Source organism: Variovorax jilinensis (genome assembly GCF_030316885.1).
Classification (GTDB): Bacteria; Pseudomonadota; Gammaproteobacteria; order Burkholderiales; family Burkholderiaceae_C; genus Variovorax; species Variovorax jilinensis.
The window spans coordinates 767,790-780,626 of record NZ_JASZYQ010000003.1 but is presented as its reverse complement, the minus strand read 5'-3'; the positions used below and the strand labels follow the sequence as shown (position 1 = coordinate 780,626).

General features: G+C 67.1%; 13 protein-coding genes and 2 tRNA genes. 13 read left to right on the top strand and 2 right to left on the bottom strand.

The genetic code is table 11. The annotated features are described in order from the left end of the window. The first annotated feature begins 34 nt into the window (after window positions 1-34). The 7 genes from QTH87_RS15325 to QTH87_RS15295 all read left to right on the top strand — a co-directional run bounded on the left by QTH87_RS15325 (window position 35) and on the right by QTH87_RS15295 (window position 5,275). Window positions 35-931 carry an alpha/beta fold hydrolase gene (locus QTH87_RS15325; protein ID WP_286610226.1) on the top strand — a complete coding sequence of 299 codons (897 nt, stop codon included), beginning with the start codon at window positions 35-37 and terminating at the stop codon, window positions 929-931. Beyond that, window positions 928-2,013, top strand: a complete 1,086-nt coding sequence (locus tag QTH87_RS15320; protein WP_286610225.1) for a tartrate dehydrogenase — start codon at window positions 928-930, stop codon at window positions 2,011-2,013. Before QTH87_RS15325 ends, QTH87_RS15320 begins: the two co-directional genes overlap by 4 nt. A 224-nt stretch (window positions 2,014-2,237) precedes the next feature. After that, window positions 2,238-2,510: an HU family DNA-binding protein gene (locus tag QTH87_RS15315; RefSeq protein WP_007830705.1), complete on the top strand. Its 273-nt coding sequence runs from the start codon at window positions 2,238-2,240 to the stop codon at window positions 2,508-2,510. Between the two features lie 16 nt (window positions 2,511-2,526). Continuing rightward, window positions 2,527-2,602, top strand: a tRNA-Val gene (locus tag QTH87_RS15310). 78 nt (window positions 2,603-2,680) lie between these two features. Beyond that, on the top strand, window positions 2,681-4,594 hold the full coding sequence (locus QTH87_RS15305; protein WP_286610223.1) for a SurA N-terminal domain-containing protein: 1,914 nt from the start codon (window positions 2,681-2,683) through the stop codon (window positions 4,592-4,594). A 30-nt stretch (window positions 4,595-4,624) separates the two neighbouring features. Further along, window positions 4,625-4,700, top strand: a tRNA-His gene (locus QTH87_RS15300). Between the two features lie 236 nt (window positions 4,701-4,936). Next, window positions 4,937-5,275: an H-NS histone family protein gene (locus QTH87_RS15295; protein ID WP_286610222.1), complete on the top strand. Its 339-nt coding sequence runs from the start codon at window positions 4,937-4,939 to the stop codon at window positions 5,273-5,275. Between the two features lie 66 nt (window positions 5,276-5,341). On the opposite strand, the gene QTH87_RS15290 is transcribed toward QTH87_RS15295, so the two are convergent. Beyond that, a complete protein-coding gene (locus QTH87_RS15290; protein WP_286610220.1) occupies window positions 5,342-6,328 on the bottom strand; it encodes an NADPH:quinone oxidoreductase family protein in 987 nt (328 codons plus the stop codon). A 131-nt stretch (window positions 6,329-6,459) separates the two neighbouring features. On the opposite strand from QTH87_RS15290, the gene surE reads away from it, so the two are divergent. The 5 genes from surE to rlmD are packed head-to-tail and all read left to right on the top strand — an operon-like array spanning window position 6,460 to window position 11,394. Further along, window positions 6,460-7,221, top strand: coding sequence for a 5'/3'-nucleotidase SurE (surE, locus tag QTH87_RS15285; protein ID WP_286610218.1), 762 nt, complete (start codon window positions 6,460-6,462; stop codon window positions 7,219-7,221). A 1-nt stretch (window position 7,222) separates the two neighbouring features. Beyond that, window positions 7,223-7,996 (top strand): protein-L-isoaspartate(D-aspartate) O-methyltransferase, encoded by a 774-nt coding sequence (locus QTH87_RS15280; RefSeq protein WP_286610217.1) that lies wholly within the window; start codon window positions 7,223-7,225, stop codon window positions 7,994-7,996. Window positions 7,997-8,007: 11 nt separating this feature from the next. Continuing rightward, the gene (locus QTH87_RS15275) at window positions 8,008-8,955 is read left to right on the top strand and encodes a peptidoglycan DD-metalloendopeptidase family protein (RefSeq protein WP_286610215.1); all 948 of its coding nucleotides are present in this window, start codon (window positions 8,008-8,010) and stop codon (window positions 8,953-8,955) included. A gap of 8 nt (window positions 8,956-8,963) precedes the next feature. Beyond that, on the top strand, window positions 8,964-9,917 hold the full coding sequence (locus tag QTH87_RS15270; RefSeq protein ID WP_286610213.1) for a sigma-70 family RNA polymerase sigma factor: 954 nt from the start codon (window positions 8,964-8,966) through the stop codon (window positions 9,915-9,917). A gap of 40 nt (window positions 9,918-9,957) precedes the next feature. Further along, a complete protein-coding gene (gene rlmD, locus QTH87_RS15265; protein ID WP_286610211.1) occupies window positions 9,958-11,394 on the top strand; it encodes a 23S rRNA (uracil(1939)-C(5))-methyltransferase RlmD in 1,437 nt (478 codons plus the stop codon). A gap of 45 nt (window positions 11,395-11,439) precedes the next feature. Here the strand turns inward: rlmD and QTH87_RS15260 are convergent, their stop codons facing one another. Beyond that, window positions 11,440-12,141 carry a Bax inhibitor-1/YccA family protein gene (locus QTH87_RS15260; RefSeq protein ID WP_286610209.1) on the bottom strand — a complete coding sequence of 234 codons (702 nt, stop codon included), beginning with the start codon at window positions 12,139-12,141 and terminating at the stop codon, window positions 11,440-11,442. 169 nt (window positions 12,142-12,310) lie between these two features. Between QTH87_RS15260 and QTH87_RS15255 the strand changes: the two genes are divergently transcribed. Continuing rightward, entirely contained in the window at window positions 12,311-12,718 is a 408-nt protein-coding gene (locus QTH87_RS15255; RefSeq protein ID WP_286610207.1) for a GlcG/HbpS family heme-binding protein, read from the top strand. Window positions 12,719-12,837: the final 119 nt, after the last annotated feature.

Genomic DNA, 12,837 nt, shown 5'->3' with positions numbered 1-12,837 from the left:
TGATGAGGCCGCGCACGCAACGTACGATCGCCCCATGTTCGAGAAGTTCACCACCTTCGACCTCGAGCGCGACGGCGTCCGCCTGCATGGCCGCATCGGTGGCCGCGGCGCGCCGCTGCTGCTGCTGCACGGCCATCCGCAGACCCATGCCAACTGGCACCGCGTGGCGCCGCGACTGGCCGAGCAGTTCACCGTGGTGTTGCTCGACCTGCGCGGCTACGGCGATTCGGGCCGGCCGCCGGCGGACCCGGCGCATCTGCGCCACAGCAAGCGCGAGATGGCGCTCGACGCGCTGTTCGCGATGCGCGCACACGGCTTCGAGCGCTTCGGCGTGCTCGCGCACGACCGCGGCGCGCGGGTCGCGCACAGGCTCGCGGTCGACCATCCGCAGGCGGTCGAGCGGCTGCTGCTGCTCGACATCGCGCCCACGCTCGCGATGTACCAGAACACCACCGAGGTCTTCGCGCGTGCCTACTGGCACTGGTTCTTCCTGATCCAGCCGCCGCCGCTGCCCGAGGCCCTGATCGAGAGCGATCCGCGGCGCTACCTGCACAGCGTGATGGGCGGTCGCCATGCCGGCCTCGCGCCGTTCACGCCGGAGGCGATGGCCGAATACGAACGCTGCGCCGCCATCCCTGGCACGGCAGAGGCCGTCTGCGAGGACTACCGTGCCTCGGCCACCATCGACCTCGACCATGACCGCGCCGACATCGCTGCCGGCCGTCGCCTGGTGCAGCCGCTGCGCGTGCTGTGGGGCGCCGAGGGTGCGGTGGGGCGCTGCTTCGACGTGCTTGCACTCTGGCGGGCGCGCGCCGAGCGGGTCGAGGGCGCTGCGCTGCCCTGCGGCCACTACATTCCCGAGGAAGCGCCCGCAGAGCTGTTGGCCGACGCGCTTTCCTTCTTCAACGCCAACCGAGGATCCGAGACATGAGCACCCAACGCATCGCAGTCATCGCCGGCGACGGCATCGGCAAGGAGACCATGCCCGAGGGCCTGCGCGTGCTCGATGCCGCGGCGCGCCGATTCGGCATCGACCTGAAGTTCGACCACTTCGATTTCTCGAGCTGGGACTACTGCGAGAAGCACGGCAAGATGCTGCCCGACGACTGGAAGGCGCAGATCGGCGGCCACGACGCGATCTACTTCGGGGCCGTCGGCTGGCCCGACAAGATTCCCGACCACGTCTCGCTGTGGGGCTCGCTGCTGCTGTTCCGGCGCGAGTTCGATCAGTACATCAACCTTCGCCCTGCGCGGCTGATGCCCGGCATCGTCGCGCCAGTGGTCCGGCGCGACGGCACTCCGCGCGAGCCCGGCGAGATCGACATGTACATCGTGCGCGAGAACACCGAGGGCGAGTATTCGAGCATCGGCGGGCGCATGTACGAAGGCACGGCACGCGAGATCGTGATCCAGGAGACGGTGATGTCGCGCGTGGGTGTCGATCGGGTGCTGAAGTTCGCCTTCGAGCTCGCGCAGTCGCGTCCCAAGAGGCACCTGACCAGCGCCACCAAGTCGAACGGCATCTCGATCACCATGCCCTACTGGGACGAGCGCGTCGCGGCCATGGGCGGGCAGTACCCGGGCGTCACGCTCGACAAGTTCCACATCGACATCCTCACGGCGCACTTCGTGCAGCGGCCCGACTTCTTCGATGTCGTCGTGGCGAGCAATCTCTTCGGCGACATCCTCTCCGACCTCGGGCCGGCCTGCACCGGCACCATCGGCATCGCGCCGAGCGCCAACCTCAATCCCGAGCGCACCACGCCGTCGCTGTTCGAGCCGGTGCACGGCTCGGCGCCCGACATCGCGGGCAAGGGCATCGCGAACCCGATCGGTCAGATCTGGTGCGGCGCGATGATGCTCGAGTTCCTCGGCCACAAGGCCGCGCACGACGCGATCCTGGCCGCGATCGAAAAGGTGCTTGCGCCCGGAAGCGGTGCGCCGCGCACGCCGGACATCGGCGGCAGCGCTCGTACCGCCGATCTGGGCCGGGCCATCGCCGAGGTGCTTTGAAAAGCAGTTCACGAAAACGCCACTAAAATCGCGCTCCTCGCTGGCATTCACGGGGGCGCGTCGTATTGACACCCCGTAACCCAGTGGTTGTAATCCTTGTCGGCAGCGCGCTGCCGGCGCGTCAGAGCTGCCACCCAATCTTCCTGTCCACCTCCGTGGCCTCGCCACGGGGCTGGCGCCGCTTCTGACGACCCTGATCAACAATTTTTCTGCAAGGGGCCCTTGTGAACAAAACCGAACTGATTGAGCACATCGCAAAGAACGCCGACATCTCCAAAGCCGCTGCCACGCGCGCACTCGAATCCACCATCGGCGCCATTCGTACCACGCTCAAGAAGGGCGGCTCCGTGTCGCTGGTCGGTTTCGGCACCTTCGCGGTCGGCAAGCGGGCCGCCCGCACCGGCCGGAATCCGCGCACCGGCGACGCGATTAAAATCAAGGCCGCCAAGATTCCCAAGTTCCGGCCCGGCAAGGCGCTCAAAGACGCGCTGAACTGAGTCATTGATCAAGGTGGGGTGCTTAGCTCAGTTGGTAGAGCGGCGCCTTTACACGGCGTAGGTCGGGGGTTCGAGCCCCTCAGCACCCACCACCCGATGCATCGAAGGCGAACTGACGGTTCGCCTTTTTTATTGCTGTTTTGCTATTCCGTCCTAGAGAGCGTCCAAGCATGTTTGATTCCTTCCGCAAGCACCACAAGATCGTCATGTTCTTCTTGTTCTTGCTGATCATTCCTTCGTTCGTGCTGTTCGGCGTCGATCGCTACCAGGGCATGGGCCAGGGCGAGATGGTGGCCCGGGTCGCGGGGGCCGACATCACGCGGCCCGAATGGGACGCACAGCACCGAAACGAGGTCGACCGCATCCGTCAGCAGGCGCCCAACATCGATGCCGCGCTGCTCGATTCCGACGCTGCGCGCTACGCCACGCTCGAACGCATGGTGCGCGAGCGCGTCCTGGCGGCTGCAGCCGCCAAGTCGAACATGACGGTGTCCGAAGAGCGGCTGGCACGCATGTTCGCGGCCGACCCGGGCCTCGCGAGCTTCCGCACCGCCGACGGCAAGTTCGACCGCGAGACCTTCATGCGTGCCACCGGCCGCACGCCCGAACAGTACGAAGCCTCGGTGAGGGCCGACTTGGCGACCCAGCAGGTCTCGCTCGGCGTCTCCGGCACCGCCTTCGCGACGCCGGCCCAGGCCGCCGCCACGCTCGACGCCTTCTACGACCGGCGCGAGGTCCAGGTCGCCCTCTTCAAGCCGGCCGACTTCGCCGCCAAGGTGAACGTCAGCGACGCCGACCTGCAGGCCTTCTACAAGGACCACTCGGCGCAGTTCCAGCAGGCCGAGCAAGCGAACGTGCAGTACCTGGTGCTCGACCTCGAGTCCGCGAAGAAGAACATTGCGGTGAGCGAAGCCGACCTGCGCAGCTACTACGACCAGAACGCGGGCCGGTTCGGCTCCAAGGAGGAGCGGCGCGCGAGCCATATCCTGATCGCCGCACCTGCCAGCGCCCCGGCGGCGGAGCGCGAACAGGCGCGCAAGAAGGCCGATCAGCTGCTGGCCGAGCTGCGCAAGGCGCCGAACACCTTCGCCGATCTGGCGCGCAAGAATTCGCAGGACCCGGGCTCGGCCGCGCAGGGCGGCGACCTCGACATCGTCACGCGCGGCGCGATGGTCAAGCCTTTCGAGGACGTGGTGTTCACGCTCAAGAAGGGCGAGATCAGCAACGTCGTCGAGACCGAGTTCGGCTACCACATCATCCTCGTGACCGACATCAAGCCGGCCATCGTGCCGCCGTTCGACAAGGTGCGCGCGACGATCGAGAACGACGTGCGCAGCCAGCAGGCCACGCAGGAATTCGCGAAGGCGGCGGAGGCCTTCACCGACCTGGTCTACCAGCAGCCCGACAGCCTGCAGCCCACGGCCGACAAGCTCGGCCTCAAGATCCAGACGGCCGATCACGTCGGCCGCACGCCCGCGGCCGGTGCCACCGGCGCACTGGCGAGCCGCAATTTCCTCAACGCGCTGTTCGCGCCCGACACGCTCGAGCGCAAGCACAACACCGAGGCCATCGAGATCGGCGCCAACCAGCTCGCATCGGGCCGCGTCGTCCAGTTCTCGCCGGCGCGCACGCTGCCCTTCGACGAAGTCAAGGACAAGGTTCGCACGCAACTGATCGCCGAGCGCGCCGCGGCGCTCGCGCGGGCCGAGGGCGAGGCCAAGCTGGCCGCCTGGAAGACCGATGCGGCCGGCGCCTCCTTCGGCGCCCCGGTCACCGTGTCGCGCCTCGAGACGCAGTCGCAGCCCATCGGCGTGATCGACGTCGCATTGCGCGCCGACGGCAGCAAGCTGCCCGCGCTGGTCGGCGCCGACCTCGGTGCCCAGGGCTATGCCGTGGTGCGCGTGATCAAGAGCGTGCCGCGTACGCCGCCGCCCGCCGATATGGCCAAGCAGGAGAACGAGCAGTTCGCCCAGGCCATCGGTGCCGCCGAGACGATGGCCTACTACAACCTGCTCAAGGACCGCTTCAAGGCGGAAATCCTCGTGCCGAAGCCCGCCGAATCGGCGCTGGCTGCCGGACGATAGATTTTTCGCGCTACAATCGATGGCTCTACGGTGGCTGTAGCTCAGCTGGTAGAGTCCCAGATTGTGATTCTGGTCGTCGTGGGTTCGAGTCCCATCAGCCACCCCAAGACATTCGTCATCAAAACAGGCACTTCGGTGCCTGTTTTGCTTTGTGCGGCCTTGGTGCAACCTTTGTACGGCCTTTTGGAGGCCGGATTGCGTTCCTGCAACCGGGTCTGGCTCCGCCTCGGCGGCATGCAATTACCGGCTTTTCGACAGCCGGCGTGTTCTACCCGGTTTTTGGCTTGCTTGAATAGAAAACTGAATTAAAATTTCGGCTTTCCAATTCGAGGGTACCCACCGATGGCCTCAACACTTGCCGACATCAATTCCCAGATCAAGAAGCACGACGAGCAGATCGCGCAATTGCGCAAGCAAGCCGAGGATCTGAGGAATCAGGAGCGTGCCGGCGTCATCGAGGAGTTGCGCAGGAAGATTGCCGAATACGGCCTCACCGCCGCCGATCTGAAACTCGGTGGACGTGCTCCCAAGCGCAGCGCGGGCATCGTTGCTCCCAAGTCCGCGGCCAAGTACCGCAGTCCCACGGGCGAAACCTGGTCCGGTGGCCGCGGCCGCAAGCCGCGCTGGATCACCGAAGCGCTGGCTGCAGGCAAGTCGCTCGCTGATTTCGAGATCAAATAGAGCGACCTCCACCGCCCAATGAAAAAGCCCGCGCAAGCGGGCTTTTTCGTGGCCGCTGCGTGCGTCTCAGTTGACCATCACGAGCTTGCCCTTGACGCCGCGCGAACCCATGTGGGCATAGGCCGCCTTGAGTTCCGACATCGGCATCGTCTGGTCGATCACCGGCTTGATCTTGCCCTGGCCGTACCACTGCGCCAATTCGGCCATCATCTGTGCGTTGGCCTTGGGTTCGCGACGCGCGAAATCGCCCCAGAACACGCCGACCAGCGACGCGCCCTTGAGCAGCGTCAAATTCAATGGCAACGACGGAATGGGACCGGCTGCAAAGCCGACCACCAGATAACGGCCGCGCCACGCAATGGAGCGGAATGCCGGTTCTGCGAAATCACCGCCAACCGGGTCGTAAATGACATCCGGCCCCTTGCCGTCGGTGGCGGCCTTCACGGCATCGCGAAAGCCATTGGGCAGCGAATGCGTCGTGTAGTTGATCGTCGCATCGGCACCAATCGATTTGCAAAGCTCGCATTTCTCGTCGGTCGATGCCGCTGCAATCACCTTGGCGCCGGCTGCCTTTGCGATCTGGATGGCCGCCGTGCCCACGCCGCCGGCCGCGCCGAGCACCAGCACCGTTTCGCCGGCCTTCAATTGCGCGCGATCCATGAGCGCGTGCCACGACGTCGCATAGATCATGATGAATGCGGCCGCGTCGACATGGCCGAAGCCGTCGGGCAAGGGCATGCACAAGGCTGCGGGCGCCAGCGTGTGGGTGGCGAAGCCGCCGGTGCCCGACAGGCAGGCCACGTTCTGGCCCACCTTCAGGTGCGTGACGCCTTCGCCCACCGCAGCCACCACGCCCGCGTACTCGGAGCCCGGCACGAAGGGCAGCGGCGGCTTCATCTGGTACTTGTTCTGCACGATCAGCAGGTCCGGGAAATTGAGGCTCGCGGCCTTGATCTCGATCAGCACCTGCCCGGCTCCCGGCGTCGGGGTGGGCAGTTCCTTCCAGGTCAGCGCATCGACGCCGACGGGGTTCTCGCAGAGCCATGCGTGCATGCTCGTGTCTCCTGTGTATGGGGGCTGGGGGCAAACGGAAATCGGGACGATGATAGGGCGGCCGTGCAGCCGGTGCGTGTCCCTGTCGTGACCCACGCGCCGCCTACAATGCCGGCCACTGACCGATGCCAATGAAGATACTCATTTCCAACGACGACGGCTTCCAGGCGCCTGGCCTGGTGGCACTGCACGAAGCGCTCAAGGACATCGCAGAGGTCGAGGTGGTCGCGCCCGAGCACAACAACAGCGCGAAGTCGAACGCGCTCACGCTGGCGGCGCCGCTCTACGTGCACAAGGCGCACAACGGCTTCCGCTACGTGACCGGCACGCCGGCCGACTGCGTCCACATCGCGCTCAAGGGCCTGCTCGACTACCGCCCCGACCTGGTCGTCTCGGGCATCAACAACGGCGCCAACATGGGCGACGACACCATCTATTCGGGCACGGTCGGCGCCGCCATGGAGGCCTATCTGTTCGGCATTCCCGCGATCGCCTTCTCGCAGATCGAGAAGGGCTGGGCGCATGTCGATGCCGCCGCCCGCGTCGCGCGCCGCCTGGTCCAGCAGATCGAGCGCGAGAAGATGCTCGACGGCCCGACCTTCCTGCTCAACGTCAACGTGCCGAACCGTCCCTTCGAGGAACTGAAGCCGGTCAAGGTCTGCCGGCTCGGCCGCCGCCACGCGGCCGAGAAGGTGATCACCCAGGACAGTCCGCGCGGCGAGACCATGTACTGGATCGCCGGCGCGGGCAGTGCCAAGGACAGCGGCGAGGGCACCGACTTCCATGCCAGCGCCGCCGGCCACGTCGCGCTCACGCCGCTGCAGATCGATCTCACCGACCACGCCAACCTCGGCCAGTGGCGCGAGACCATGGCGCGCGTCGCGGGGAACTGACTTGGCCAGCCAGCGGCCGGGCTTTCCCGTGCGCCTCACGCCCACCGCTTCGGCCGCCACCGGCGGTCGCAAGCCTGCCGTTCCTGCGAGGCCGATCGTTCCGGCCACGCCTTCGATGGCCTCGGACGCGGTGCGCACGCGGATGGTTCAGCGACTCGCGGCGCAGGGCATCGCGGATGCCCGCGTGCTGCGCGCCATGGGCACGGTCGAGCGCCATCGCTTCGTCGACAGCGCGCTGGTCAACCAGGCCTACGAGGACACCAGCCTGCCCATCGGCCTCGGCCAGACCATCTCCAAGCCGAACGTGGTGTCGCGCATGATCGAACTGCTGCTCGGTGCGCCGGCGCTGGCCGGCAAGCCCTCCGAGCGCCTGGGCCGCGTGCTCGAGATCGGCACCGGCTGCGGCTACCAGGCTGCGGTGCTGAGCCATGTCGCGACCGAGGTCTACAGCATCGAGCGGCTGCGCGGCCTGCACGATAAGGCTCGCGTCAACCTGCGACCATTCCGCCTTGCCACCGTGCACCTGATGCTCGGCGACGGCATGCTCGGCTATGCCAAGGGTGCGCCCTATGCGGGCATCATCGCGGCGGCCGGCGGCGAAGCGGTGCCCGATGCCTGGATCGATCAGCTGGCGGTCGGCGGCCGCATCGTCGCGCCGACCCACTCGGCCAGCGGCGGACAGGCCCTCGTCGTGATCGACAGAACCACCCGCGGTCTCGAGCGCCGCATTCTTGAGGCCGTTCACTTTGTCCCCCTAAAATCGGGAATTGCTTGAAGGGAAGAACAATGAAAGTTTTTGGCAATCGGAGTTGGCCTGCCGGCGTTGCGCTGGCGGGTGTACTCGTGATTGCGGGCTGCGCCTCGCCGCGTGGTCCGGTGCCGGTCGAAGACCGCGGCACCATGACGCAGGCCCCGACCAACGCCAACGCTGCAACGGGCACGCCCGGCGGCCCTCCCATCACCGTCGATGCATCCGGCAAGCCGCTGCCCGGCATCGAGAACTACGGCAAGCCCGGCTACTACGCGGTGCGCCCCGGCGACACCATCCGCCGCATCGGCATCGAGACCGGCCAGACCTGGCAGAACATCGCGCGCTGGAACAACCTCGACAACCCGGACCTGATCGAAGTCGGCCAGGTGCTGCGCGTGATTCCGCCGAGCGGTGATTCGCCCGCCGTGGCCGCCAAGCCCGTGACGCCGGCCACCGTCGCGCCCACCACGACGACGGCTGCCGCAGCAGCAGCAGCAGCGGCGGCCGCTGCGGCTGCCGCGCCGGCCGCGTCCGCGCCGAATCCGGGCGCAACCACCAAGCCACCCGTGCCGGTCACTGCCTCTCCCACCCCACCGGCCGCAGCCTCGGGCGACGAGGACGTGGGCTGGATCTGGCCTGCACAGGGTTCGCTGATCGCCGGCTTCGACGAGGTCAAGAACAAGGGCCTCGACATCAGCGGCAAGGCCGGCGATTCGGTGCTGGCAGCGGCCGACGGCCGCGTGGTCTATGCCGGCGCAGGCCTTCGCGGCTACGGCAACCTGATCATCCTCAAGCACAACAACACCTACCTCACGGCCTATGCGCACAACCGCACGCTGCTCGTGAAGGAAGACCAATCGGTGCAGAAGGGCCAGAAGATCGCCGAGATGGGCAACAGCGACGCTGACCGCGTCAAGCTGCACTTCGAGATCCGCCGCCAGGGCAAGCCGGTCGATCCGGCCCGCTATCTGCCGGTGCGCTAGCGGTCGCCATGGCCACCGTCCGCCAGTCTCCCCGCGCAGTCGCGCGGCGAGCGGCGGGCAAGGCGGCCGCGGCGGCAGCGTCTGATTCGATCGATGGCGCGGACACGACGGCCGGCGATTCTCTTACCCTCTACCTGAGCGAGATCCGCCGCACCGAACTCTTCACCCCGGAAGAGGAATACCGTACCGCCTGTGCCGCGCGGGCCGGCGACTTCGCAGCCCGGCAGTCGATGATCGAGCACAACCTGCGCCTGGTGGTGAGCATCGCCAAGTCCTGCCTGGGTCGCGGCGTGCCGCTGGCGGACCTGATCGAGGAAGGCAATCTGGGTCTGATGCATGCGATCCAGAAGTTCGAGCCCGAGCGCGGTTTCCGCTTCTCCACCTACGCCACCTGGTGGATCCGGCAGGCCGTCGAGCGCGCGGCGATGTTGCAGGCGCGAGCCATCCGGCTGCCGGTGCATGTCGTGCGAGAGCTGCACCAGGTGCTGCGGGCGCGCCGGGCGCTCGAGGGTGATGCCGACTTCGTCGCGCGACGGCCCGATGGCGTGCGTGTCGAGGACGTGGCTGCGCTGCTGGGCCGCGAAACGAAGGAGGTTGCCGATCTGCTGGCGCTGGCCGACGCGCCGCGATCGCTCGATGCCGGCAGCGAGCGCGGCGACGACAGCTTCTCGCTGTTCGACACCGTGGCGTCGGACGACGCGGCCGGCGACCCCACGGGCGTCGCCCAGACCCATGAGGTCGAGAAGCTGCTCGACGAATGGATCCTGCTGCTGAGCGAGCGCGAGCGTGAGGTGCTCGAAGGCCGGTTCGGCCTCCACGACCGCGATCCCGAGACGCTCGAGGTGCTCAGCCTGCGCCTGGGCCTCACGCGCGAGCGCGTGCGGCAGATCCAGAACGAGGCGCTGGGCAAGATGCGCCGACAGCTCGAGCGCTCGGGCGTGCAGCGCGACGCCTTGTTGTAGTGCCCGTGGGGGGGACCTGCCGCCCTGAGACAATCCGGGGATGACGGAATCGAAAGAGAAAAACAAGCAGGCGCCCCACGCGCAGGACGAATGGCTGCAGGTCGAGTCGCTCGACCTCGACGCCCAGGGCGTGGCCCACAAGGCCGATGGCATGGTGGTCTTCATCGAAGGAGCCTTGCCCTTCGAGGAGGTGCGCTTCAACGTGCACCGCAGGAAGAACAACTGGGAGCAGGGCACCGTCACCGCGATCCAGCGTGAGTCGTCGCAGCGCGTGCGGCCGGGCTGCCCGCACTTCGGTCTGCATGCGGGCGCCTGCGGCGGCTGCAAGATGCAGCATCTCGATGCGTCGGCGCAGGTGGCGGTCAAGCAGCGGTCGCTCGAGGACAACCTCTGGCACCTGGGCAAGGTACGCCCCGACAACCTGCTGCGCCCGCTCGAGGGCCCGGCCTGGCACTACCGCTACCGCGCACGGCTGTCGGTGCGCCATGTGGTGAAGAAGGGCACGGTGCTGATCGGCTTCCACGAGCGCAAGAGCCGCTACCTGGCCGACATGAAGGTCTGCCCGGTGCTGCCGGCGGTGGTCAGCGACATGCTGCTGCCGCTGCGCGAGCTCATCGGCTCGATGGACGCGCGCGAGACCTGTCCGCAGATCGAACTGGCCTGCGGCGATGCCGAGAACGGCAACGGCCTCGGCGTGATCGCGCTGGTGCTGCGGCACCTCGAGCCCTTGTCCGGTGCCGACCTGGCCCGTCTCAAGGCCTTCGCGGCGGCCCACGAGGGCGTTCAATGGTGGCTTCAGGCCAAGGGCCCCGACACGGTCAAGCTGCTCGAGGAGGGCGGTCCGCCGCTGGCTTATGCGCTGCCCGAGTTCGGCGTCACCATGCCTTTCAAGCCGACCGATTTCACGCAGGTCAATCCGCACATCAACCGCGTGCTGGTCGGCCGCGCCCTGCGCCTGCTCGATGTTCAGGCCGACGAGCGCGTGATCGACTGGTTCTGCGGCCTCGGCAACTTCACGCTCCCGCTCGCGAGCCGGGCGCGCGAGGTGCTCGGCATCGAGGGCAGCGACACACTGGTGGCGCGCGCCACCGCCAACTACGAGCGCAACCGGCCGGCCGTGCCGGGTCGGCGCGCCCTCAGCCCGGCGGCGTTCGTTGCGCGCAATCTGTTCGAGATGACGCCCGCGATGCTGGTGGCGGACGGTGTGGCCGACAAGTGGCTGGTCGATCCGCCGCGCGAAGGCGCCTTCGCGCTGGCCAAGGCGCTGGCCGACCTGCATCAGCAGGTCGAGCCGCACGCCGGCAGCTGGACGCCGCCCAAGCGCATCGTCTACGTGAGCTGCAATCCGTCGACGCTCGCGCGCGATGCCGGCCTACTGGTGCACCAGGCCGGCTACCGCTGCAGCTTCGCAGGCGTGGTGAACATGTTCCCGCACACGGCGCATGTCGAGTCGATCGCGGTGTTCGACCGCGCATGAAAAAGGGCCCCTTGGGGCCCTTTCATCTGCAGCATGCGGCGGGGATCAGTCGCGTTCGCCGCCGAAGATGCCGAGCAGCGCGAGCAGGCTCTGGAAGACGTTGAACATGTCGAGATAGAGGGCCAGGGTGGCGCTGATGTAGTTGGTCTCGCCGCCGTCCATGATCTGCTTGAGGTCGTACAGCATGTAGGCCGAGAAGATGCCGATCGCGGCCACCGAGATCGCCATCATGCCGGCGCTCGAGCCGACGAAGATGTTGATGATGGCGCCGAACATCAGCACGATCGCGCCGACGAACAGCCACTTGCCCATGCCCGACAGATCGCGCTTGATGACGGTCGCAAGCGAAGCCATGACGAAGAACACGCCTGCGGTGCCGCCGAAGGCGGTCATGACCAGCTCGGGGCCGTTCTTGAAGCCCAGCACCATCGCGATCATGCGCGACAGCATCAGGCCCATGAAGAAGGTGAAGCCCAGCAGCACCGGCACGCCGGCGGCCGAGTTCTTGGTTTTCTCGATCGCGAACATGAAGCCGAAGGCGCCGCCCAGGAAGACGATCAGGCCCATGCCGCCCGAGAGCGAGCGCGTGATGCCGGTAGCGACGCCGAGCCAGGCGCCCAGCACGGTGGGCAGCAGGCTCAGTGCGAGCAGCCAGTAGGTGTTGCGCAGCACGCGCTGGCGGTCCGTCTGCGGCAGCGCCTGGCCTTGGCCTACGCTGGTGTCGAAGGTGTTGACGCGGTCGTTCATGCCGGGGCTCCTGGGTTGGCTGCAGACATGCAGATGGGCGCATTCTAGGTGCCCGCAAGATCGGCGCCGCGGAAAAACCCCGTCGTTCAACGTTCCTACCCGCGGGCCCGGTGGCGGACAGCCGGAACGCTATGCTTGGCGGTCGCTCAACTTACTCCTGGACAGCACCATGAAAACCAAATCCTTCCTCGAACTCGCCGACGTCAAGGCGATCGCTGCCGCTGCCGAAGCCGAGGCGCTGAAGAACAACTGGGCCGTGACCTTTGCGATCACCGACGACGGCGGCAACCTGCTGTGGCTGCAGCGCCTGGACGGCGCCGCGGCACTGTCGGCCCATATCGCCCCGGCCAAGGCCCACACGGCCGCCATGGGCCGCCGCGAGAGCAAGACCTACGAGGACATGATCAACGGCGGCCGCAATTCCTTCCTGACGGCGCCCGGCATCGAGGGCCTGCTCGAAGGCGGCGTGCCGATCGTGAAGGACGGCCAGGTCATCGGCGCCGTGGGCGTCAGTGGCGTCAAGTCGAACGAAGACGCGCAGATCGCCAAGGCAGGGATCGCGGCACTCGGACTCTGAACGCCGCGCGCCAAAGCAAAAACGCCGTCCTGAGGGACGGCGTTGTTCGTTGTTCAGCGTGAAAAAAAGCTTGGCTAGTCGGCGAACCGTTGGCTAGCAAAAAACGACCCTTCGGAGAT